The organism is Selenomonas sp. WCT3 (assembly GCA_900100835.1).
Taxonomy (GTDB): domain Bacteria; phylum Bacillota; class Negativicutes; order Selenomonadales; family Selenomonadaceae; genus Selenomonas_A; species Selenomonas_A ruminantium_E.
In genome coordinates this window covers 86658-108997 of the sequence record FNCM01000004.1, presented here as the reverse complement: position 1 = coordinate 108997, position 22340 = coordinate 86658, and the positions used below count along the sequence as shown (strand labels likewise).

Below are 22340 nucleotides of genomic sequence, written 5' to 3'. Positions count from 1 at the left end.
AAATGGATTAAAGATAAAAACTAAGCCAGGTGCATACGCAAATTGCCACCGATACGATGCCATTGCGCATGAAATAGCGCTGCGTGACCCGGGAAAAATCCGTGGGGCTCACGATTTTATGCTGATAAACCAACGTTCCCGCCGCAATACCAACCCCGAAATAATACAGGGAGGACAGCTGCAGCATCACGCCCACCGCCAAGAAACAGACGACACAAATGATATGCAGGGCAACAGCAATCTTAAACGCCCCCGCAGCCCCGTACTCCGTTGCCAGCGAATGCAGGCCCTGACTCTTGTCAAACGCCTCATCCTGAGCGCCATACATGGCATCAAAGCCGCCAATCCAGAGCGCAACAGCAATGCAGAGCAGTACCATCGGCACCGTGACCTGACCGCTGACACCGACCCAGCCCCCTGCCGGCGCCATGCCGATGGCAAGGCCAAGGAACAGGTGGCACCAGCCTGTAAAACGCTTCGTGAACGGATAGATCATAAAGGGAACAGCGGCGATGGGCAAAAGATAAATGCAGATGGGGTGAAGCTGGGTGACAGATGCTACCATCAAAGCCAGGCAGATCACGATAAAGACCTTGGCTTCCCGCTTAGAGATATCCCCTCGCACCATGGCACGATACTGCATGCGCGGCTGCTGGCTGTCATATTTGACATCGGCCAGATTATCCATAGCCAGTGCAGCTGCCCTTCCCGTCGTGATGGCTACCGCAATCCAAAACAAATCATGGAGCGATGGATGTCCACCGGCGGCCAACAGTGCTGCCATAAAGGCAAAGGGCAAATCAAAGATCGTATGATGGAGCGCCACGTTATTGATATGTGCTTTTATGTTAATCAATCGAGACCAAGCTCCTTCCACTTGGCATCGACCTTTTTGCGGATATCCTCAGACATGCTGATCTCTTCCGGCCACTCACGGGTATGGCCCTCTTCCGGCCAGGTCTTCGTAGCATCAATGCCGAGTTTGGCACCCCATTTCGCCATGGGCGAGGAATGATCGAGAACATCGAGGGGGCCTTCCACAATCTCCAGGTCATGTTTCGCGTCGATGTTATTGTAGACGCGCCACCAGACTTCCTTCAGATCCTGGACATTGACATGGGCATCGACAACGATGATCATCTTGACGTTCATCATCTGTCCCATGCCCCAAAGCGCATGCATGACCTTGCGCGCCTGCATCGGATACGATTTCTTGATGGATACGATGCAGCAGTCATGGAATACGCCTTCCAGCGGCATGTTGATGTCAAGGATTTCCGGCTGCATCTGCTGCAATAGCGGCAGGAAGATGCGCTCCGTAGCCTTGGCCAGATAGCAGTCCTCCATTGGCGGCTTGCCGACAACTGTAGACGAATAGATGGCGTCCTTGCGGTGAGTAATAGCCGTGATATGGAATACCGGATAATCGTCAGCCAGGGAATAATAGCCCGTATGATCGCCAAAGGGGCCTTCGCGGCGCACTTCGTCAGTCATTACATAGCCTTCGAGGATGATTTCCGCATTGGCCGGTACTTCGATATCCACGGTCTTGCACTTGACCATCTCGACGGATTTATGACGCAGGAAGCCGGCAAAGACCATCTCATCGATATCCCGTGGCAACGGAGCCGTCGCCGCATAGGTCACAACCGGATCCGTACCGATAGCCACAGCGGCCTCGATGCGGTCGCCGCCCTGTGCCTTCGTATCGCGGAAGTTCTCGGCACCATTCTTATGGATATGCCAATGCATGCCCGTCGTGCGGCTGTCGTACTTCTGCAGGCGATACATGCCCACATTGCGCTTGCCCGTCTTGGGATTCTTCGTAAATACCAAAGGCAGGGTGACAAAGGGCCCCCCATCATCCGGCCAACACTTGAGAATAGGAATCTCATCAAGATTTGGATTCTCCGTCTCGACAACCTCCTGACAAGGTGCATTCTTCACATATTTCGGGAAATTGATGGCGCGCTTAATCATCGGAATCATCGTGACAACGCTCATCTTATTCTGCAACGAAACATACGGAAGTTTCATCATCTCGCGCAGTTCATCGGCAACATCGTCGAGTTTTTCCACCCCTAGCGCCAGCGCCATGCGCTCATAGCTGCCAAAAGCATTCATGAGCACCGGCATCTTGGACCCCTTCACATTTTCAAACAACAAGGCCACATTCTTGTCGCCTTCCATCTTGGACACACGATCCGTGATTTCCGTGATTTCCAGTTCCGGGTCTACCTCCGTCTGGATGCGCTTGAGCAGGCCGCGCTTTTCAAGCTCCGCGATAAATTCCCGTAAATCCTTAAAAGCCAAAATATTTCCTCCCTAAACCAGCCTCAGTGGCGCAGAACATAACGAACGATAAAATAACCGACTTCGTATAGAATGATAATCGGCAAGGCAATCATCGACTGCGTGAAGATATCCGGTGTCGGCGTAATGATAGCACCTACCACAAAGGACAGGAAAATGACGATACGCTGGTACTTCTTCAAAAACGCTGAGGTTATAATTCCCATTTTTCCCATAATTGTAATTACAAGGGGTAATTCAAAAATAAAGCCAAAGGGCATTACGAACATAATGACAAAGTCAAAATATTTGTCAACCGAAAACATCGCTTCCAGTTCGGCACTGTTAAAGCCCATAAAGAAGCGAATCCCCGCCGGCAACACCAAGAAAAAGGAAAAGGCCAATCCTGCAAAGAACAGGACGACCGAAGTCGGCACAATAATGCCGAGAACTGCACGTTCCTTATGGGTAAGTGCCGGCAGAAAAAACCGCCAAACGTGCCAGAACACAACGGGCAGTGCCAACAGGAATCCGGTCACACAGGCAACTTTCAAATACGTGAAAAAAGCCTCTGAAGGCTGCATGTAGTAGAGCTTGCCCGCCGGCAGGGTTATGTAATGCATGATTTTATCAATAAAGAAATACCCTACACAACTGCCCAGGGCAACGGCCACCAGGCATTTGATAAGCCGGCTGCGAAGTTCTGTTAAATGGGCCACCAGTGACATGGTGCCATCATCATCACGAACGTATTCCACCGATCCTGGCTCAATTACTCCTCGCGGCTGCGGCGCCGCGATTTCTTCATATTGTTTCTCTTCTGCCATGTAACTCCACCTGGCTTACTGTTTTGTCGTGTCAGACTTCGACGGCAATTCCTTCGGCTGCTCCGTTACATTAGTCATCGTCTGTTCTGCCTGCTTTGCATCATCGCCAGTTGCACTCGACTTGAATTCACGGATGCCCTTGCCCAGTGCCTTGCCAATTTCCGGCAGACGGCTCGGTCCAAAAATAACGAGGGCAATCAACACTACAATTCCGGCTTGCCATGGACTAAACATAAAAAATCCTCCTAAAAAACAATTCATCTACGCGATTATATTTTCTCTTTTTTATTATAACGAAAAAACATAAAAATCTCAACGAAACATATTGGGCCTATCATATGAAATCCTTATGATGGATATAATAAAAACCATCATTGCCACAGACAATGATGGTTTTTTCACGGTCAACAATTTATTCTGCTTTTTTCCCAGCCTGCTCCTGAATCTGCTGACGCACGGATTCCTGAGTTGGAGCCTGATAAGCCGGAGCAGCAGGCTGCGAAGCCTCCTTTGAAGCGGGCTGTTCAGCCGCCGCATTTACCGTAGGCTCCGGAGCAGTTGGTGCCGGCTGCTGCGCCTGGGGCTGAGCTGTCGCCTGCTGCTGTACGGGAGCCTGCTCCGGTGCATTGATTGCCTGTGAAAGTGCATTGGTCGCCTTTTTGAATTCCCGAACCCCCTTGCCTAAGGAACGGGCTACCTCAGGGAGCTTACCTGGGCCAAAAACCACCAACCCCACTACCAAAATCATGATAAGTTCAGGAGCACTCAACATAATTATCTTCCTCCATACATTCCCAAATCTCTAATCCATCAAAAATCACGGTCGCCAATAAAGTCCGCCACCATGACAAAGGCCTCGCGAATTTCCAGCGCCAGGCTCTCCGGCAGTACCTCACGGGCACGGTCGAGATATTCCTCCACCTTGGCCTTAGCAATCTCAACGCCATCGGTTGCCTTGACGATTGCCAAGGCCCGCGCCACCATTTCATCCGTCATAGCGGGGTCCGTCACGATATTCTCAAGCTCAGCAGCATCCGCGCTTACATTAAGGGCATGGATAACCGGCAACGTGACAATTCCCTGGCGGATGTCATTGCCTGCCGGTTTGCCGATTTTCTCCGAGGTCTGCAGGATATCCAGCAAATCATCGGTAATCTGGAAGGCCATGCCAATGCAATGGCCGTATTCAGCCAGGCGGCGAACTTCCTCTTGCTCGAACCCGCCCACATAGGCACCGAGTTCACAGCATATCTCCAAAAAGTCCGCCGTTTTCTTCTGAATGCGATTGTAGTAGTTATCCAAATCCTTTACCGCATGATAAACCGTATGGTTCTGGATAATCTCCCCAACGCTCAAATTGCAGACTAAATCAGCCAGCCGCTTTGATACATAATTTCCATATTCGCCATCGGCAATGAGACCAAATGCCTTCGCAAAGATATAGTCACCGCTCAAAATTGCCACTTGATTATCCCATTTGGCATTTGCCGTAATGCAGCCGCGGCGCGTATCTGCCTCATCGATAACATCATCGTGTACCAAAGATGCCGTATGGATGAGCTCTAGGGCCTCAGCTAGCGGCAGCAGCCGTTCCAGGCTGTAAGCGGGGCCGCCATGAGCAGCCAGCAGGCAAAGAGCCGGACGAATGCGTTTGCCACCGGCCGTCACCAGATGCGTACCGATTTCCGTCACCAGGTCTACTGGCGAGGACACTGCACCAATCAAGCCCTCATTGAGCTTCTCTATATCCTCTTGTATAACATCAAACATGGAGTTTGACACGCTTATCACCTACAAAAATTCGTATTTCTTTCTTCATAGCATATTGTTCTATTTTACTACAAATACCCATTTTTGTCATCGATAAAACGCATAAAATTTATCGTTAACGGCGTCTACGATAAGCCTTCGGCCGGCCAAGGATTTCCGCAAAAACTACTGCCTGCTGCGCCGTTTCAGGGGTAAGGACAGGAATTTGTAATTTGGGTTTTCTTTTGGAAACACTAACCAATTTCGCCTGCACCTCATAAGCAGCTTCCTCAGCCGCCCGAATATCTGCTTCCTGCTGCAAGCGCTGTTTCTTGTATTCCGCCTCGCGCCGCTTCGCCTCTTGCTCTTTCCGGTATGCTTGTTCCTGCAGACGTATCCATTCCGCATCCCGCTTCGATGAATCCGGCGCATTGCGCAATTCCGGAATCTTGAACCCCAGATTTCCGCTGGTTTTCGCCGCTGAATTTTCCGGTCTTGGCACTGGGGCTTTTTTCTTGCTGCCACTTTTATCCGACAGCACGGCAAACAAGACAAATACGATAATCATCAGGATTGATTCCATGATGACCTCCTTACTTTACTGGCGCCGTTGGTGCCTGGAGCTTCCCTTGTCCTTCGCCAGAGGCACTAATGGCATTGCGCATATCCGTATCTGCCTGAACGTTGTTCAAATTGTAATAATCCATAACTCCTAGTTTGCCTTCGCGCAGAGCCTGGGCCATAGCATGAGGAACTTCGGCCTGAGCCTCGACAACTTTAGCTTCCATCTCCTGGGTATAAGCCTTCATTTCCTGCTCTTTGGCTACGGCCATAGCACGGCGTTCCTCCGCCTTGGCCTGAGCAATGCGCTTGTCTGCCTCGGCCTGATCCGTCTGGAGTTCTGCACCGATATTGCGCCCTACATCCACATCGGCAATATCAATGGAGAGGATTTCAAAAGCAGTACCGGCATCGAGACCTTTGCCCAGTACCGTCTTCGAAATATCGTCCGGATTGGCCAACACATCATTATGACTTTCCGAAGAACCTACTGTTGTAACAATGCCTTCACCAACACGGGCAATGATCGTGGGTTCACCGGCACCACCCACCAGGCGGTCGATGTTGGCACGAACCGTGACACGGGCCTTAATCTTAAGCTCGATACCATTCTTGGCCACCGCCGAAACCACCGGCGTCTCGATAACCTTCGGGTTTACACTCATCTGCACAGCTTCCAATACATCACGGCCTGCCAGATCAATGGCAGCCGAGCGCTCAAAGGGCAGGGGGATCTGGGCACGGTGAGCCGCTATCAGCGCATCTACCACCTTATCGACATTACCGCCAGCCAAATAGTGGGCCTCAAGCTGATTAACCGCCACATTCAGACCGGCTTTATTGGCCTTGATAAGGGGCAGGATAATCTTTGCCGGCGGAACCCGGCGCATGCGCATACCAACCAGCGTGACAATTCCTACCCGAACATCGGCAGCCAGCGCCGAAATCCATAGCCCCAGCGGCACGAAATGCAAAAATATCATGACAAAAGCAATGAGTAATACCAGGAAAAAACCCGATCCGATTATTCCGACCATAACAATACCTCCAGAAAATTAAACTTTACGAACTACTACCCGAACACCTTCAACGGCTACTACCCGTACTTTTTCCCCCTTGGGGATAAAAGCCCCTTCGGAAATCACATCCACGGGAACGCCATCGAGGAGCACCGCGCCGGATGGGCGCAGTTCACTTAACACTTCTCCCTCTTTACCCAGCAAAGACTGTTTGGGTGTTGTGCTGACATACCCTCGGGCAGATTCGGACTGATCCTTCAAAACCACCTTATTCCAAAGCCTGCTGGAAGGAAGGCGTTTTACAATCAGGGCAAAGCCTGCTACCGATACCACGAAGGCAATCAGCATCGCGTAGATAGCCTGAATATCGCCCCCCAGTGCCAGTACCACACTGTATAGCATTGCGGCCACACCAACGCCAGCCAAGAGCCCTATCGTCGGCATGAGCATCTCAAAAACAATGCAAAGGATTCCCGCCAAGAACATGGCAATCTGATAGAGGTCTACTAAGCCCCTTACATATTGGCTTCCCCAAAACACCGCTGCTGCTACCAGCCCCAACAACACGCCAGCGCCCATCCCGCCGGTTTTTATTTCCACCAAAACCGCCAGGAACATAATCGCCAGCAGTAAAACCTGCAGCGCAGGAATACTCACCACATCCATCGATATCACCTCCTAATACTATATTCCCTGCCCAAAGGAAATCACCTGCTTACACACAGAAAAGGCAACAGGTGTTACCTGTTGCCCTTATCTTTGGCACCATTCAATTCAATTAGAGTTTGAACGTCAGGCCCGTGTAAAGGCCTCTGGTCTTGACATCAACCCGATCATCGACATTTTTGGCATCCGTATACTGATAAGAAAGATCCCAATCTACATTCGGAGCCAGCGCATAGGAACCGCCGATTTCTGCACGCCAAAGGTCATCGCCAACGGCGCCGCCAACCCACCAGTTCGTCTTATCACCAGCCGGAGCGACGTACTTAACGCCAACCTGCACACGGTTATCGGAAATGCCCGATGCAGCCGAAGTACCTTTGACATTCAGGTTGCCGGCATAGATGTAGGTGTTTTTACCAGCCTGATAGTTCAGGTTGAACTCCTGCATTCTCATACCAACATTGCTTGCCTTGTTATCGGCATATTTATACTGAAGTGCAAAATTGCTGCCAAGACCAACCGTAGCACCTGCATAGGGTCGAGTCTTATCATCGCCGGAAAAACCGTTGATCTGCATATCCGGAGCAACGCTCATACCTGCCTCAACCGTAACAGCGCCAGCATCGTAATTCGTAGCCGGTGCAGCAAAGCCCGTACCAGCACACATGGTAATCCCCATAACCGCAGCAAATAAAGCCTTCTTCTTCATTGAATTGATCCTCCAAACTTCATGAACAACAGATAAACAATCATTTAACATGCATACTGTATCATTGCCATGTTAACCTTTCCTAAATAACAGTTATTATGTTCATTAGTTTTTCCTTGGAGTTTCATTAGACACCAACAATTTCCTTAACCCTGCAAAAAGCTGCGGACAATCGTATTAACCATTTTACCATCGGCACGCCCTTTTACCTTTGGCATCAGAACACCCATAACCTTGCCCATATCTTTCGGCGAAGCGGCACCAGTCTGCTCGACAGCAGCCTTGACCAATTCACGTACTTCCTCTTCCGACAGCTGAGCCGGTAAGTACGGAAGCAGTACATCAATTTCTGCCTGGGTTTTCTCCACCAAATCCTCACGGCCGCCCTTTTTGAACTCCTCTATGGAATCCTTGCGCATTTTGACTTCTTTGCTCAGTACCGCAATGACATCCTCATCACCCAGTTCCTTCTGTCCATCGATTTCCTGCTGGCGGATTGCACCACGAACCATGCGGATAACTGCCAGGCGATCCTTCTCATGATTTTTCATGGCTTCTTTCATATCATTCGTCAACTGTTCTTTCAGAGACATCGTATTTCCTTCTTTCTATCAAAATAAAATGAGGCGCCTGTCCATAAGACAGGCGCCTCACGCAAAAACCTAGGATTAGCCGCGGAACTTGCGTTTACGAGCTGCCTCAGATTTCTTCTTGCGGCGAACGCTCGGTTTCTCGTAATGTTCACGTTTTCTCACTTCAGCAAGCGTACCAGCTTTCTGGGACATACGCTTGAAGCGGCGGAGAGCACTATCGATTGATTCATTTTTACCAACTTTGATTTCGTTTGCCATCTATTTTTCCCCCCCTCCACTTAACTTGGGAGTTTGTGTTTCATAACTACACCACACAATTATACATCAGCTGGCGCAGCCATGTCAACCACAAACTGATTAGCCTGGAGGCCACTGCAGGGAACGGCCGCCCAGGAGGTGGAAATGCAGATGTTTGACGCTCTGCCCGCCTTCGTCGCCCGTATTGGTGACAACGCGGAATCCCTTCTCATCTACACCCAGTTCACGAGCCAGCTGCGGGATTACATCCACCAGGATATGTGCCGCCAAATCCTTGTCTTCCTTCGTAAAAGCCAGGACACTTTCCACATGTTTCTTGGGAATGACCAGCACATGGACTGGAGCCTGCGGTTCCAAATCCTTGAATGCTACCACCTGATCATCTTCGTAGACAAGATTTGAAGGAATCTCCTTATGAGCAATCTTGCAAAAAATACAATCTGCCATCTTTAACACCTCCCTTGTTGGATTTATCCGTCCATAATGGCAAATACTGCGCATAAACCGGATACATCTATAATAATTCGCCACCAAAAGCGAATTACCTGCTTAATACGGAATTTTATTTTACCTTTTCTACGACTTTACCGAAGACGCCATCTTTATAAAGCCGTTCCAAACGCACCTCATAAAGGTCGCCACAAATAACGGCATCATCGGTGTATACGCGAATGTAATTGTCCGTAAGACCATCCGTAATTCCTTCATTGTTGGTCTCAAACAGGACCCGCATGGTCTTACCGATAAACATGCGGTGGAACTCTTCGGTCTTGCTGGCCGCCAGTGCCTGCATGCGGTGAACCCGTTCCTTTTTCACCGGCTCAGGAATCTGATCCTTCCGCTCGGCCGCTGGCGTCCCGCTGCGGCGGGAATAGGGGAATACATGCATACGGGAAAAATTCATCTTCGCCACAAAATCCAATCCCTGCTGGAATTGTTCTTCGGTCTCCCCTGGGAAGCCCACAATGATATCCGTGGATACCGCCACCCCTGGAACTTCCTTCTCCACATGTTCAATGAGACGGGCAAATTCTGCCGTATCATAATGACGGTTCATATCCTTGAGCACCGAATCCGAACCTGCCTGCAAGGGCAGATGGAGATGGGCACAGAAGCGTTCGTCCTGACGAATGAGTTCAAATAGTTCTGGGGAAAGCTCGATGGATTCCAACGACCCCAAACGAAGCCGCTTTAAGCCCGCTACCTTCAGCACTTCCCGGCAGGCGTCGGCCAGATTGACCTCCTCTGGCAAATCACGACCGTAGGCCCCCAGGTGAATTCCCGTCAAAACGATTTCCTTAAAACCAGCGTCCACCAGTTTTTTAGCCTCAGCATGAATCTTATCCAACTGCCGGGATTTTACCGGGCCCCGGGCGTAGGGAATAATGCAATAGGAACAGAAATTCTGGCACCCATCTTCGATTTTCAGGAATGCCCGGGTGCGCTGTGGCATATCGTAGAGGGGAATATCTTCAAAGTCGCGGGCCTCCATGATATTGCCCACCTCATCGAGAATCCCATCTTCCCGCGCCGCCTGTTCCACGTACTCGACGATGCGGCTACGCTCTTTCGTTCCCAGGACTACCCGGACCCCTTCAATCGCTTTGATTTCTTCCGGATGAACCTGAGCATAGCAGCCGCATACCGCAATGATTGCCTGCTCGTTCTGCCGTTTTGCCCGGCGAATAATCTGACGGGATTTGCGATCACCAAGGCTGGTGACGGAGCAGGTATTGATAACATAGAAGTCTGCCGTTTCGTCAAAGGGCACAATCTCATAGCCCTTCTGCTTGAACAGACCTTCCATCGTTTCCGTTTCAAACTGGTTGACTTTGCACCCCAGTGTTGTTAATGCCACCTTTGGCAAGGTAAAAATCCTCCTTATCCTAAATCTCCACATTCGTATTGAACGACGGACATCGCCGTCAGTGCTGCTGTTTCCGCGCGCAATATCCGAGGTCCCAGCGTTACGCTTTTGCCTCCAGCCTCTTCTACGGCCTTGGCTTCTTCCAATGAGAAGCCGCCTTCGGGACCAACCAGCAGCACAATGCGTCTAGCAGTAATCTTTTGCAAATAATCCTTAACCGTTTGTTGGTCTTCATTTTCATAAAAGAAAACCAGCACGCTGTCCTGCTGCCCATTTTCCGATTCCAGCAACGATTTGATGTCGGTTACCGGAGCCACTTCCAAGAGTGCCGTCCTTCCACATTGCTTTGCCGCTTCATCGGCAATCTTTTGCCAGCGCTGCTGGCGGGCAGCTGCTTTTTTTGCATCATAGCGCACGACACAATTCTGGCTGCGGACCGGAATGACACCTACTGCTCCCAGCTCCACGGCTTTCTGCACGACCATGTCCATCTTATCGGACTTTAACAGGCATTGGGCTAGTATCAGGTCAATGGGTGATTCGGTATCGGCTTGCAGCCGTTCCAAAAGCGTAAGCGTCACCGCGTCTTCGCAAAAAGCCGTCATCTCCATGCGGGCTACCTGATTGGCATCGTCTACCAGAATGATTTGCTGGCCGGCTTTTGCCCGCATGACGTGCATCAGATGATGGGCATCGCTGCCCGTAATCTCAACGGTATCGGCCAGCCGACCCTTATAAAACAAACGCCTCATTTGTCTTCTCCGCGGCTGATGACCATTGCCGCCCAGCCTTTCTCTTCGATGACCTTATCGACGACAAAGCCATTGGCAATGCAGGCTTCCGTAACATCAGCCACCCGTTCAGTGATAATTCCCGACGCCAGCAATTTGCCGCCTGGGGCCAGATGTGCATCGAGCTCCTCAAACAGGCGGATGATAATATCGGCAATGATATTGGCCACGACGAGGTCAGCCTTGCCGTCGAAGGACTTCAAAATATCACTGATACCAGTCTTTACAATATCCTCTACGTGATTTTCACGGATATTTTCCGCCGCCACATTAACGGCCGTGCGGTCATAGTCCATAGCTGTCACATCGCTGGCACCGAGCTTAGCTGCCGCAATCGAGAGCACACCGGACCCCGTTCCGACATCAAATACCCGCATGCCGCCGCGCACGAGTTTTTCGAGTTCGCGGATGCACATTGCTGTCGTAGGATGCGTTCCCGTACCAAAGGCAGCCCCAGGGTCGAGTTCAATGACGATATCGTCCGGACTTGCCGTATAATCCTCCCAAGTCGGTTTGATGACAATCATGCCGCCGACTTTCTCAGGATGGAAATATTTCTTCCAGTTATCCGACCAGTCTTCATCCTGAACCGATTTCCAGGAAATCTCGCATGAGCCCTTCGTGATGCCGTCGCCTTCAACTTCACGGAACTTTTTGATCCGCTGTTCGAAGTCCCGCAGCCTGCCATCGAGGTCTTCATCCATGGGCAGGTATGCCTTGACCGTAACAATCTCTGTATCTTCAGCGCGCTGGATATCGGAAAAGTCCCACATCCCCGAATCTATATAACTGTTCAGGAGTTCCGGGTCCTCGATAACGACACCCTGCGCACCGATATCGTGATAGATTTCCGCCACAACATCTGTAGCTTCATGGGTGGTCAGGATACTTACTTCTGCCCATTTCAAAATACATCGCTCCTTTGCCGTACCTACTATATACGTTGACAATCTATTATACGTTTATCCGCTGAAAAAAACAAGTGAGAGTGTCACACTCTCACTTGTTTGATAATTTCTTGGATTACTTAAAGAGATTCTTGAGGTTATCAAGGAAGCTCTTCTGTTCCGGATTGACTTTATCGCCGCTGATTTCGCCGAACTCTTTGAGAAGTTCTTTCTGGCGCTGGTTGAGATTCTGAGGCGTGAGCACCTTGATGACAACGTGTTCATCACCACGTCCCGTACCGCGCAGATGGGGAATACCTCGTTCGCGCAGGCGCAGGATTTTGCCCGACTGGGTACCAGCCGGCACTTTGACCTCCACCGTGCCGTCAATGGTCGGCACCTGGATTTTATCTCCCAAAGCTGCCTGAACAAAGGAAATCGGCACTTCCACTACAACATCCGTACCCTGGCGCTGGTAAATCTTATGCGGCTTGATAAAGATATATACGTAAAGGTCGCCATGCTCACCGCCGAGTTTGCCGGCTTCACCGCCGCCGCGGACGCGAACCCGCTGGCCATTGTCGATGCCCTTCGGGATATTGACCTTAATCTTGCTGCGGACTTTCTTTTTACCAGTACCATGGCACTCACCGCAAGGATTCTTGACAATCTTGCCGGTACCATGACAACGGCTGCAGGTGGTCTGATTAACCATGCGGCCAAAGGGCGTGTTCTGTACCTGCTGGCGCACGCCCGTGCCATGACAGTCCGGACAGGTTTCCGGGCTGGTTCCCGCCGCTGCCCCAGAGCCATGGCAGGCTTCACACGTTTCCATGCGCGGAATACTTAGTTCCACCTCTTTGCCAAAGGCTGCTTCTTCAAAGGTAATCTCCAAATCATAGCGCAGGTCACTGCCCCGTTCCGGCTGCGGGCCGCGGGAACGCTGACGTCCACCGCCGCCAAAGAACATATCGAAGATGTCATCCATTCCGCCGCCACCGAAACCGCCGAAGCCGCCTCCGCCGAAACCACCAAAGCCGCCTCCGCCGCCCATACCGCCTTCAAAGGCCGCATGACCGAACTGATCGTACTGGGCTTTCTTCTGCGGATCCTTCAAGACATCATAAGCTTCGTTGACTTCCTTGAATTTCTCCTCAGCTTCTTTCGGATTATCGCGGTTGAGGTCCGGATGATATTTACGGGCCATTTTTTTGTAGGCCTTTTTTATATCAGCTGCCGATGCGCCTTTATCAACGCCCAGCACCTCATAGTAATCGCGTTTCTCGCTCACGTTGCACCATCCTTAAATATAATTGTTGGGAGCCCGCAGGCTCCCAACAATCCTTCCATCAAAACCGTGAATTATTTCTTGTCGTCTTTGACTTCCGTATACTCTGCATCAACAACATCGTCGTCGTTCTTGGCATCAGCCTGAGCTGCCTGGTCTGCACCCGGAGCTCCCTGGCCAGCAGCCTGAGCCTGCTGATAAGCAGCAGCACTCATTTCATAAAGCGGTTTCTGAGCCTCTTCCATTGCCTTCTTGATCGTTTCCGTATCATTGCTCTTGAGTGCCTCTTTTACCTTATCGACACCTTCCTGAACTTTGGCAATCTGTGCTTTATCTGCCTTGTCGCCCAGATCCTTAATGGTCTTTTCTGCCTGATATACAAAGCTGTCAGCCTGATTCTTAACATCGATGGCTTCTTTCTGCTTCTTATCCTCTGCTGCATGTGCCTCAGCCTCTTTGACCATGCGGTCGATATCTTCTTTGCTCATACCGCCATCGGACTGAATCGTGATTTTCTGCTCTTTGCCCGTACCGAGGTCTTTGGCCGATACGTGAACGATACCGTTGGCATCGATATCGAAGGATACTTCGATTTTAGGAACCCCACGCGGAGCTGGCGGGATATCGGAGAGCTCAAAGCGGCCCAGCGTCTTGTTACCGGCAGCCATCTCACGCTCACCCTGAAGGACGTGGATATCAACGGAAGGCTGGTTATCGGCAGCCGTGGAGAATACCTGGCTCTTATGGGTCGGAATCGTCGTGTTGCGCTCGATGATTTTCGTGCAAACACCGCCAAGAGTCTCAATACCAAGGGAAAGCGGCGTTACATCGAGAAGCAGTACATCTTTGACTTCACCCACGAGGATACCACCCTGGATAGCAGCACCAACGGATACGCACTCATCCGGGTTAACGCCCTTGGACGGCTCTTTTGCCAGGAACTTGCGGATAGCTTCCTGAACAGCCGGGATACGGGAAGAACCACCGACGAGGATAATCTTGTTGATATCGCTGCCAGAAAGGTCAGCATCAGCCATAGCCTTGCGGGTCGGCTCCATCGTGCGCTCAACCAGGCTGCTGGTGAGTTCATCGAACTTAGCACGGGACAGCGTGAGGTCGAGATGTTTCGGGCCCGTAGCATCAGCCGTGATAAACGGCAGATTGATGTTCGTCTGGGTCATGCTGGAAAGCTCAATCTTAGCTTTCTCGGCAGCCTCTTTGAGGCGCTGAGCAGCCATCTTGTCCTGGGACAGGTCAATGTTGTTCTCTTTCTTGAACTCCTCAACCATCCAGTCCATGATAGCCTGGTCGAAGTCATCACCGCCGAGGTGGGTGTCACCATTGGTTGCCAGAACTTCGAAGGTACCGCCAGAAAGTTCGAGAATCGAGACATCAAACGTACCACCACCGAGGTCAAATACCAGAACCGTCTCGTCATCGTCTTTATCCAGACCATAAGCCAGGGCTGCTGCCGTCGGCTCGTTGACGATACGCAGAACCTCGAGGCCAGCAATCTTACCAGCGTCTTTTGTTGCCTGGCGCTGGCTGTCGTTGAAGTAAGCCGGAACCGTGATGACGGCCTGGCTGACCGTTTCACCGAGATATGCCTCTGCATCAGCCTTGAGCTTCTGCAGAACCATAGCGGAAATTTCCTGCGGCGTGTAGCTCTTGCCATCCACCGTTACTTTGTAGCTGGAATCACCCATGTGACGTTTAATGGATGCAATCGTGCGATCCGGGTTGGATACAGCCTGGCGTTTTGCCAACTGGCCTACGAGACGCTGACCGTCTTTCGTGAAACCGACAACAGACGGGGTGATGCGGCTGCCTTCCGGATTCGTGATGACAGTCGGCTCGCCGCCTTCCATAACAGATACAACGGAGTTGGTCGTACCTAAGTCAATACCAATTACTTTAGACATTTTAAAATCCTCCTAAAAATATCTTTATCCAAAATATATAGAGAAAAACTTTATAAACAACCTTAGTTGGCTACAACCTGAACCATGCTCGGGCGGATTACCCGTCCCTTAACCATGTAGCCCTTCTGAAGTTCCTGAGCGATATCATCATCTTCCAGCTCTTCATTCTGGACACGCATAACCGCCTGGTGGAAATTCGGATCAAATTTCTGACCCTCGGTTTCGATTTTTTCCAAACCATTCTTTTTGAGCACTTCACCAAACTGCGTGAAAATCATCTCAACGCCCTTCTGGAACGCTTCCCCGTCCTTGGCCTCAGCAGCCATAGCACGTTCAAAGTTGTCCAAAAGCGGCAGCATATCCTTGAGGATACCCTGAGTTACGACGGCCGAAAGTTCCTCTTTCTCTTTGGCCGTGCGGCGGCGGAAATTCTCAAAATCAGCCTGCAGGCGAAGAACGCGTTCTTCTTTTTCCTTCAGGTCTGCCATGAGCTTTTCAAGCTGTTGTGCCTCATCGGAAGCTTCCGTCTCCGCAGCCTCCGCTACCTCAGCATCGTCCTGACCTTCAACTTCCTCGGCCTCAGCTTCAGCACTGGCCTCATTGATTTCCTGCTGCATCTCGTCAAGTTTCTGCTCATCTTTTTTCTTTAATTCATCTTTCATAAATGATGGCAATTCCTTCACCTCTTTCAAAGGGGATATCTTATTGCTAAGCACCAGCAGGTTCTACCAGTGAAAGCGTTTGATGACATTGGTAAGATTCGAATTCATGTACTCCAGCAGGCTCATTGCCTTGGCGTATTCCATACGGGTCGGCCCCAATACCGCAATGGTTCCCAAAAGTTCCCCATCGAGATGATAAGTCGCCGTAATGATACTGCTGTCCTTGAAATGCTTATCCTCATTTTCCTGTCCAATGGTGACCTCTAGGCCATCGCCCATATGGGCATAGAGAATATCTTTTATGAGCTCTTCCTCTTCGAGCATCATCAGGGTTTCCTTGACCTTTTCCACGTCGTGGAATTCCGGCTGGTCCAGCATCTGGGTCGTTCCCCCAAGATAAAGCCTTTCCTTTTTCCCGGTATCCAAAGCCCGATGGATAATCTCTAAGGCCGACTCGTAAAGGGGCTCATCGGAGATTTCATCGCGAATCTCTGATAGGGCATGATGATGAATCGTATCGAGGGTATGCCCGGCAAGATTGTCATTGATGACCCGTGCCATTCGCTGGAAATCCTCGAAGGTAGCACCACTTGGCATTTCAATAATCTTGTTCTCGATAAAGCCTGCATCCGTCATAAGCACCGTGATGACGCGATAATCATCAAGGGGCAAAAACTGCAGGCAGCGGAACTTCGCCTGGGTAAACTGCGGCGCCAATACTAGCGATACGTTTTTTGTCACCTGGGATATGATATGAGCCGTCTCTTGAAACACCTCATCAATCCGCTTAACTTTAGCATTATACCAACGGTCAATCAGCGCCTTTTCTTCCTCGCTGACTGGCTTCGGCGGAATCAAGCCATCCACGTAGAAACGGTATCCCTTGGATGATGGCACCCGGCCGGAGGAGGTATGCAGATGCTTAAGATACCCCAACATCTCCAGATCCGCCATTTCGTTGCGAATGGTGGCCGGACTGACGCCCAGGTCATACTTCCGAGCCAAGGTTCTTGAGCCCACTGGCTCGGCGGTTTCGATATAATCGTCGATAACAGCCTTTAACACCCGCTGTTTGCGCTCATCTATCGGTTCGGACATCAGCATCCCTCCTTCGGTATTTATTTTCCTGTTAGCACTCTTATATAGTGAGTGCTAACTTCGAATCTATTAAGATAATACCGCGAATAAGGCAAAAAGTCAACACTAAAAGACAAAAAGTCAAATATAAAAACCCGCTGACTCTTTCCGTCAGCGGGTCTTCCCCTATGGCAGCGGACATTTTATGTAAGTCCCTGCCCCTATTTCTTTTTCTTCTTGAGGGTCGAGGCAAAATACTGCGTCAATTTCTTCATGTCGTCAATCGTATCGCCGCGGCTCGTAAAGCCTTCATTCATGATAACCAGCACAAAATCCCCCTGCCGGCCGTAGAATATGCCGCCATCATCATAAAGGCCGGTGACTTCGCCAGTCTTATGGGCAATGGTGAAATCCGGCAGGGCAGCATTGAAGCACTCCCTGTCCTTCTGTCCAGATAGGACAAGTTCCATAAACCGGTCTTCGGTATCACCTACCAATTGATGATAATACAGCCGGCTGAACAATTTCCCTAAATCCTTCACGGAGGAAAAATTCTTGCGGCCGCCATTCCCAATCATCATCTTGTGAACTAGCTGTGTATCGCCATAACCGTGACCTTGGATATACCGATTGATTTTGTCCATGCCCAAACGGTCTATCAGCATATTGGTGGCGGTGTTGTCACTATTCGTAATCATCCCGGAGACCAGCTCCCGTATGGAACGCGACTCCCCGATGTTGTACCAGGTAATCACCCCGGCACCTCCCACCACATCCGCCTCCTGTATGGTGAGCTTTTCCTCCAGCGACAGCCTGCCATCGTGCACCTCCTGCATAACCGCGGCCATAATGAAGACCTTAATCATACTGGCGGGAGACATGGGACGATTCTGATAAAGAAAGGGTTCTTCTTCCTCGGCAGGCCGCCAAAAATAGATGGCATAGCGGCCAGAATCGCCGCCTAATATGCGCGCAATATTGCGGTTCAAATCCGCGGCATCCCTGGCCGCGGGGGCGCGTTTTTCCTCTCCCCCGGCATCGCGATTTTCATGGGCAGATTCTGCCTGCACCGCAGCCCCCTCATCGTGATGCATCCAAATGGCAATGGACAGCATACTGCCCACTTCCAGGACCACCATTATACAAAAAAAACAAATGATTCGCTTAAACGTCACGGACTGCTCCTGTCTTTCCCCTTACCATGGCTGTGGCGTAATCGGTGTCACCACGCCGAAACGATAGCCCTTCGCCTTCAGCACGTCAATAATTCCCTGCAGTGCCTTAACCGTTTCTTCCTTGCCACCGCAGCAATGCATAAGCACTAATGCCATATTATCCTTAAGGTCACCCTTCGTCATGCTGTCGACGAATTTAATCTGCCGGGCAGCATTGGGCCGTTTCGGCGTTGCATCCTCGGAGCTGACATTCCAGTCATGCTCCACATAACCGGCTTCGGTGAGGGCTGGATAATATTCTGCCGAAAACATCCCCACCGTTCCCCCCGGAGCACGGATGATGAAGGGGCGCACCCCAAGGATATTGAAGATAATATCATCCGTCTGCTGCATTTCCGCCAGGAAACTGTCCTTGGACTGATACAAACGCTTGTAATCATGGTCGTAGCTGTGATTGCCAATGGCATGACCTTCGTCAAAGATGCGCTTGAGCACCGTTGGATTCTCCTGGCACATCTTGCCGGTTACGTAAAAAGTGCCATGAATCCCATTTGCCTTGAGAATATCCAAAATAGCCAAGGTGTTCTTGTTATCCGGACCATCGTCAAAGGTCAGATAGGCAACTTTTTCCTTATTATAAACCGTCAGGGGCGGAAGCATTGTCGGCAGTCCCTTTTCCTGACGCTGCTTTAACGTATAGCGGTCATAGACCGGTTTGTCGACATCGGTAAGGAGTTCCTCCAGGTTGGAATAATCCCCCTTGGCCAGGATATAGGCATCCGATTCCACGCCGGGTTCTTTCTCCGCTTCTTCGGCTATAGCAGCCTGCTGTGCCAGCTGGTTCTGATTGTTTGCCCAGATAAGTCCGCCAACGGCACTGCATCCCATGATAATCAAAGCGGACAAAACAAATTTCTTAATGATTTTTCTGTCCATTCTATCTCCCCGATTCTCATCCAATTTTAAACATACAAAATTATTATAGCAGACTTTCCCCGAATAACCACTAGCCAAGGTCAAAAATCTTGCTCATCCAGCAAAAATTTTTCGAATACCAAATTGCCATACTTCATACCTTGGGAGGTCAAAAAAATACAGCGGCCATCATCGGCAAGCAGCTTTTTGGCAAAAAGTTCTTTCATGACCGTTCCATACAGGTCATCCAATTCCCTGCCAAACTTTTGGCGAAATTTTTCCCGGCTTATCCCCCTGGCCGTTCGCAACGCCAAAAAGCAAAATTCCTCCATGGCAATGGCCGCCGTTGCCGGCTCCTCGGGTTCCACCGGAATGCGGTTCTCCCTAATCGCCTCCATATAATGGTCCAAATCCGCCAAGGCGGCCCAGCGCTGCCCGTCAAGATAGGAATGGGCCGCCGCGCCCAGGCCCAGATAAGGCACGTCCTGCCAATAACTCAGATTATGACGGCTCGCAAATCCCGGCTGCGCAAAATTCGAAATCTCGTAGCGCTCATAGCCCTGTGACGGCAAATATTCCGTCATATAGTCGTACATAGCCTCCGCAACTTCATCCTCCGGCAGGTTGAGTTTTCCCAACTCCTGCATCCGATAAAAGGCCGTGCCTTCTTCGAGCTGAAGCCCGTAAATCGAAATATGCTTCGGCGAAAGAGCCAAGGCCTGCTTGACACTTGCTTGGAGCTGTGCCAAAGTCTGCCCTGGCAACCCGTACATCAAGTCAAGACTCAGATTGGTAAAGCCAGCTTTCTTCGCCATTTCCACGGCTTCTGCAGCCTGTTGGCCGCTGTGAATGCGGCCGATTCGCCTCAGCAGTTCATCATCGAAACTCTGCACCCCAAAGGAAAGGCGGTTTACTCCCTGTTCCCAAAGCATCGCCAAATAAGCCTCATCTACCGTTCCCGGATTGCATTCCACGGTAAATTCCTCGGCCTTGTCATCCGCCAAAAAAACCTGCCGGAGTTTTGTCAACAGCTGAGCCATTAGTTTTGCCGGCAGCACCGATGGCGTTCCACCCCCGAGATAAATTGTGGCCGGTCTTCCCCAAAGCTGCCGATAATAAGAGCCCCGCACCGCAATTTCCCGGCACAGGGCTCCTGTATAGTCTTCCCAGTAACGTTCCCGCCCCGCAAAGGAGGGAAAGTCACAATAGAAGCACTTCTGGCGGCAAAAGGGAATGTGGACGTATACGCCCCATTGTTTTGCATCCATTTATTTTCTCCGTTAATCAATCTTCAAGATGGCCATAAACGCTTCCTGAGGCACTTCCACACTGCCCACTGCCTTCATGCGCTTTTTGCCTTCTTTCTGTTTTTCCAACAGTTTGCGCTTGCGGGAAATATCGCCGCCATAGCACTTGGCCAGGACGTCCTTGCGGCGAGCGCGGACGTTCTCCCGAGCGATAACCTTGCTGCCAATAGCCGCCTGGATGGGGATTTCAAACATCTGCTGCGGAATGATTTCCTTAAGCTTCGATGCCAGCTGACGGCCGCGGCCAGCAGCCCGGTCCTTATGGACAATAGTCGACAGCGCATCCACCGGGTCGCCATTTAAAAGGATATCCACCTTGACCAGTTTCGATTCCTGATAATCCGCCAATTCATAGTCAAGGGAAGCATAGCCGCGAGTCGCCGATTTCAAGCGGTCGAAATAGTCAAAGATGATTTCATTAAGGGGAATGTGATAGGTAATCATGACGCGGTTCTCGTCGAGATAATCCATCGTCTTAAATTCCCCGCGCTTATCCTGAGAAATCTCCATAACTGCCCCGACAAAATCATTGGGCACAATGACCGTGGCTTTTACATAGGGTTCTTCGATATGCTCGATTTCCGTCTGGGGCGGCAAATCGGATGGATTGCTGACATCCACCTTAGTGCCATCCGTCTTGAATACGTGATAGATAACCGACGGTGCCGTGGTGATAAGCTTCAAATTATATTCGCGCTCTAAGCGTTCCTGAATAACATCCATGTGCAAAAGGCCCAGGAAGCCACAGCGGAAACCGAAGCCCAATGCCACCGACGTCTCCGGCTCAAATACCAGCGCTGCATCGTTAATCTGCATTTTTTCCAGGGCATCCTTGAGGTTGTCATAGTCCGAGCTGTCCACCGGATAAAGGCCGCAGTAAACCATCGGCGTAACACCGCGATAGCCCGGCAACGGTTCTGCCGCCGGATTATCGGCAAAGGTAATGGTATCGCCTACCTGAACGTCACGCACATCCTTGAGGGAGCCGGCGACAAAACCTACTTCTCCCACATCGAGATGCCCTACATCGACGGGCTGCGGTTTGAAACAGCCTACATCAGTGACCTCAAAGGTCTTGCCCGTTGCCATCATCTTTAGCTTCATACCCTTTTTGATATGGCCCTGTTTGACGCGGACATGGGCAATAACCCCTTTGTAGGAATCAAAGAAGGAATCGAAAATCAAGGCCTGCAGCGGAGCATTTTCATCCCCCTCCGGGGCGGGTATGTAATCGACAATGGAGTCGAGAATCTCTTCAATGCCGATGCCGGATTTAGCCGAGGCCAGCACCGCATTAGAAGTATCCAGACCGATGGTGTTTTCGATTTCTTCCTTAACCCGATCCGGGTCCGCGCTGGGAAGGTCAATTTTATTGATGACCGGTACAATCTCCAGGTCATTCTCCAAGGCCATGTAAACATTGGCCAAGGTCTGAGCCTCAACGCCTTGGGCAGCGTCGACCACCAACAGGGCCCCCTCGCAGGCTGCCAGGCTTCTCGATACCTCGTAGGTAAAATCGACATGGCCCGGGGTATCAATGAGGTTCAACTGATACAGCTGACCGTCTTTGCCCTTGTAGTCAAGGCGAACCGTCTGGGCCTTGATGGTAATGCCGCGCTCCCGCTCCAGATCCATATTGTCAAGGACCTGTGCCTCCATTTCGCGCTTCGTAAGGGTTCCAGTATATTCAATCAAACGATCCGCAATCGTCGATTTGCCATGGTCGATATGAGCAATAATCGAGAAATTGCGGATATTTTTGTTCTGCATAGTCA

General features: G+C 50.8%; 24 protein-coding genes. All 24 read right to left on the bottom strand.

Annotated features, from left to right (window positions below; genetic code table 11):
• Nucleotides 1-7: 7 nt before the first annotated feature.
• Nucleotides 8-856 (bottom strand): 4-hydroxybenzoate octaprenyltransferase, encoded by an 849-nt coding sequence (locus BLQ36_RS04970; RefSeq protein ID WP_081342228.1) that lies wholly within the window; start codon nucleotides 854-856, stop codon nucleotides 8-10.
• On the bottom strand, nucleotides 853-2313 hold the full coding sequence (locus BLQ36_RS04965) for a menaquinone biosynthesis decarboxylase (protein WP_074514318.1): 1461 nt from the start codon (nucleotides 2311-2313) through the stop codon (nucleotides 853-855). The genes BLQ36_RS04970 and BLQ36_RS04965 overlap by 4 nt, the downstream gene beginning before the upstream one ends.
• A gap of 23 nt (nucleotides 2314-2336) precedes the next feature.
• Entirely contained in the window at nucleotides 2337-3119 is a 783-nt protein-coding gene (gene tatC, locus BLQ36_RS04960; RefSeq protein WP_074514316.1) for a twin-arginine translocase subunit TatC, read from the bottom strand.
• A 15-nt stretch (nucleotides 3120-3134) separates the two neighbouring features.
• The gene (locus tag BLQ36_RS04955; protein WP_074514314.1) at nucleotides 3135-3353 is read right to left on the bottom strand and encodes a Sec-independent protein translocase subunit TatA/TatB; all 219 of its coding nucleotides are present in this window, start codon (nucleotides 3351-3353) and stop codon (nucleotides 3135-3137) included.
• A 178-nt stretch (nucleotides 3354-3531) separates the two neighbouring features.
• Nucleotides 3532-3891, bottom strand: coding sequence for a twin-arginine translocase TatA/TatE family subunit (locus BLQ36_RS04950; protein WP_074514313.1), 360 nt, complete (start codon nucleotides 3889-3891; stop codon nucleotides 3532-3534).
• A 38-nt stretch (nucleotides 3892-3929) separates the two neighbouring features.
• Nucleotides 3930-4889, bottom strand: a complete 960-nt coding sequence (locus BLQ36_RS04945; RefSeq protein ID WP_180364834.1) for a polyprenyl synthetase family protein — start codon at nucleotides 4887-4889, stop codon at nucleotides 3930-3932.
• Between the two features lie 115 nt (nucleotides 4890-5004).
• The gene (locus tag BLQ36_RS04940; protein WP_074514310.1) at nucleotides 5005-5451 is read right to left on the bottom strand and encodes a hypothetical protein; all 447 of its coding nucleotides are present in this window, start codon (nucleotides 5449-5451) and stop codon (nucleotides 5005-5007) included.
• 10 nt (nucleotides 5452-5461) lie between these two features.
• Entirely contained in the window at nucleotides 5462-6466 is a 1005-nt protein-coding gene (gene floA / locus BLQ36_RS04935; protein WP_033170155.1) for a flotillin-like protein FloA, read from the bottom strand.
• An 18-nt stretch (nucleotides 6467-6484) separates the two neighbouring features.
• Nucleotides 6485-7114, bottom strand: a complete 630-nt coding sequence (locus tag BLQ36_RS04930; protein ID WP_074514309.1) for an NfeD family protein — start codon at nucleotides 7112-7114, stop codon at nucleotides 6485-6487.
• A gap of 112 nt (nucleotides 7115-7226) precedes the next feature.
• Entirely contained in the window at nucleotides 7227-7823 is a 597-nt protein-coding gene (locus BLQ36_RS04925; RefSeq protein WP_074514307.1) for an outer membrane beta-barrel protein, read from the bottom strand.
• 146 nt (nucleotides 7824-7969) lie between these two features.
• A complete protein-coding gene (locus tag BLQ36_RS04920; RefSeq protein ID WP_074514305.1) occupies nucleotides 7970-8416 on the bottom strand; it encodes a GatB/YqeY domain-containing protein in 447 nt (148 codons plus the stop codon).
• Nucleotides 8417-8491: 75 nt separating this feature from the next.
• Nucleotides 8492-8674 carry a 30S ribosomal protein S21 gene (rpsU, locus tag BLQ36_RS04915; protein ID WP_033170151.1) on the bottom strand — a complete coding sequence of 61 codons (183 nt, stop codon included), beginning with the start codon at nucleotides 8672-8674 and terminating at the stop codon, nucleotides 8492-8494.
• A gap of 99 nt (nucleotides 8675-8773) precedes the next feature.
• Nucleotides 8774-9121 (bottom strand): histidine triad nucleotide-binding protein, encoded by a 348-nt coding sequence (locus BLQ36_RS04910; protein ID WP_074514304.1) that lies wholly within the window; start codon nucleotides 9119-9121, stop codon nucleotides 8774-8776.
• A gap of 115 nt (nucleotides 9122-9236) precedes the next feature.
• Nucleotides 9237-10541, bottom strand: coding sequence for a tRNA (N(6)-L-threonylcarbamoyladenosine(37)-C(2))-methylthiotransferase MtaB (mtaB, locus tag BLQ36_RS04905; RefSeq protein WP_074514302.1), 1305 nt, complete (start codon nucleotides 10539-10541; stop codon nucleotides 9237-9239).
• A gap of 14 nt (nucleotides 10542-10555) precedes the next feature.
• Nucleotides 10556-11293 (bottom strand): 16S rRNA (uracil(1498)-N(3))-methyltransferase, encoded by a 738-nt coding sequence (locus tag BLQ36_RS04900; RefSeq protein WP_074514289.1) that lies wholly within the window; start codon nucleotides 11291-11293, stop codon nucleotides 10556-10558.
• Nucleotides 11290-12240 carry a 50S ribosomal protein L11 methyltransferase gene (gene prmA, locus BLQ36_RS04895; protein WP_074514288.1) on the bottom strand — a complete coding sequence of 317 codons (951 nt, stop codon included), beginning with the start codon at nucleotides 12238-12240 and terminating at the stop codon, nucleotides 11290-11292. Before prmA ends, BLQ36_RS04900 begins: the two co-directional genes overlap by 4 nt.
• A gap of 115 nt (nucleotides 12241-12355) precedes the next feature.
• Nucleotides 12356-13510 carry a molecular chaperone DnaJ gene (dnaJ, locus tag BLQ36_RS04890; RefSeq protein ID WP_074514286.1) on the bottom strand — a complete coding sequence of 385 codons (1155 nt, stop codon included), beginning with the start codon at nucleotides 13508-13510 and terminating at the stop codon, nucleotides 12356-12358.
• A gap of 71 nt (nucleotides 13511-13581) precedes the next feature.
• Nucleotides 13582-15429: a molecular chaperone DnaK gene (dnaK, locus tag BLQ36_RS04885; RefSeq protein WP_074514285.1), complete on the bottom strand. Its 1848-nt coding sequence runs from the start codon at nucleotides 15427-15429 to the stop codon at nucleotides 13582-13584.
• 62 nt (nucleotides 15430-15491) lie between these two features.
• Nucleotides 15492-16091, bottom strand: a complete 600-nt coding sequence (gene grpE / locus BLQ36_RS04880) for a nucleotide exchange factor GrpE (RefSeq protein ID WP_074514283.1) — start codon at nucleotides 16089-16091, stop codon at nucleotides 15492-15494.
• 63 nt (nucleotides 16092-16154) lie between these two features.
• The gene (hrcA, locus tag BLQ36_RS04875; protein WP_074514281.1) at nucleotides 16155-17189 is read right to left on the bottom strand and encodes a heat-inducible transcriptional repressor HrcA; all 1035 of its coding nucleotides are present in this window, start codon (nucleotides 17187-17189) and stop codon (nucleotides 16155-16157) included.
• Nucleotides 17190-17389: 200 nt separating this feature from the next.
• On the bottom strand, nucleotides 17390-18283 hold the full coding sequence (locus BLQ36_RS04870; protein WP_318260915.1) for a serine hydrolase: 894 nt from the start codon (nucleotides 18281-18283) through the stop codon (nucleotides 17390-17392).
• 81 nt (nucleotides 18284-18364) lie between these two features.
• Nucleotides 18365-19279, bottom strand: coding sequence for a polysaccharide deacetylase family protein (locus BLQ36_RS04865; RefSeq protein WP_074514280.1), 915 nt, complete (start codon nucleotides 19277-19279; stop codon nucleotides 18365-18367).
• A gap of 80 nt (nucleotides 19280-19359) precedes the next feature.
• The gene (gene hemW, locus BLQ36_RS04860; RefSeq protein WP_074514279.1) at nucleotides 19360-20526 is read right to left on the bottom strand and encodes a radical SAM family heme chaperone HemW; all 1167 of its coding nucleotides are present in this window, start codon (nucleotides 20524-20526) and stop codon (nucleotides 19360-19362) included.
• Between the two features lie 12 nt (nucleotides 20527-20538).
• Nucleotides 20539-22335, bottom strand: coding sequence for a translation elongation factor 4 (gene lepA, locus BLQ36_RS04855; protein WP_074514277.1), 1797 nt, complete (start codon nucleotides 22333-22335; stop codon nucleotides 20539-20541).
• Nucleotides 22336-22340 lie beyond the last annotated feature (5 nt).

Bases quoted from the DNA above. Each gene is read 5' to 3' on its own strand.
- BLQ36_RS04920 (WP_074514305.1), bottom strand. From the start codon at position 8,416: ATGTCTCTGAAAGAACAGTTGACGAATGATATGAAAGAAGCCATGAAA.
- BLQ36_RS04900 (WP_074514289.1), bottom strand. From the start codon at position 11,293: ATGAGGCGTTTGTTTTATAAGGGTCGGCTGGCCGATACCGTTGAGATT.
- BLQ36_RS04910 (WP_074514304.1), bottom strand. From the start codon at position 9,121: ATGGCAGATTGTATTTTTTGCAAGATTGCTCATAAGGAGATTCCTTCA.
- BLQ36_RS04955 (WP_074514314.1), bottom strand. From the start codon at position 3,353: ATGTTTAGTCCATGGCAAGCCGGAATTGTAGTGTTGATTGCCCTCGTT.
- grpE (WP_074514283.1), bottom strand. From the start codon at position 16,091: ATGAAAGATGAATTAAAGAAAAAAGATGAGCAGAAACTTGACGAGATG.
- BLQ36_RS04950 (WP_074514313.1), bottom strand. From the start codon at position 3,891: ATGTTGAGTGCTCCTGAACTTATCATGATTTTGGTAGTGGGGTTGGTG.
- BLQ36_RS04930 (WP_074514309.1), bottom strand. From the start codon at position 7,114: ATGGATGTGGTGAGTATTCCTGCGCTGCAGGTTTTACTGCTGGCGATT.
- floA (WP_033170155.1), bottom strand. From the start codon at position 6,466: ATGGTCGGAATAATCGGATCGGGTTTTTTCCTGGTATTACTCATTGCT.
- dnaK (WP_074514285.1), bottom strand. From the start codon at position 15,429: ATGTCTAAAGTAATTGGTATTGACTTAGGTACGACCAACTCCGTTGTA.
- BLQ36_RS04945 (WP_180364834.1), bottom strand. From the start codon at position 4,889: ATGTTTGATGTTATACAAGAGGATATAGAGAAGCTCAATGAGGGCTTG.
- BLQ36_RS04940 (WP_074514310.1), bottom strand. From the start codon at position 5,451: ATGGAATCAATCCTGATGATTATCGTATTTGTCTTGTTTGCCGTGCTG.
- hemW (WP_074514279.1), bottom strand. From the start codon at position 20,526: ATGGATGCAAAACAATGGGGCGTATACGTCCACATTCCCTTTTGCCGC.
- tatC (WP_074514316.1), bottom strand. From the start codon at position 3,119: ATGGCAGAAGAGAAACAATATGAAGAAATCGCGGCGCCGCAGCCGCGA.
- BLQ36_RS04865 (WP_074514280.1), bottom strand. From the start codon at position 19,279: ATGGACAGAAAAATCATTAAGAAATTTGTTTTGTCCGCTTTGATTATC.
- hrcA (WP_074514281.1), bottom strand. From the start codon at position 17,189: ATGTCCGAACCGATAGATGAGCGCAAACAGCGGGTGTTAAAGGCTGTT.
- BLQ36_RS04925 (WP_074514307.1), bottom strand. From the start codon at position 7,823: ATGAAGAAGAAGGCTTTATTTGCTGCGGTTATGGGGATTACCATGTGT.
- lepA (WP_074514277.1), bottom strand. From the start codon at position 22,335: ATGCAGAACAAAAATATCCGCAATTTCTCGATTATTGCTCATATCGAC.
- rpsU (WP_033170151.1), bottom strand. From the start codon at position 8,674: ATGGCAAACGAAATCAAAGTTGGTAAAAATGAATCAATCGATAGTGCT.
- BLQ36_RS04870 (WP_318260915.1), bottom strand. From the start codon at position 18,283: ATGCTGTCCATTGCCATTTGGATGCATCACGATGAGGGGGCTGCGGTG.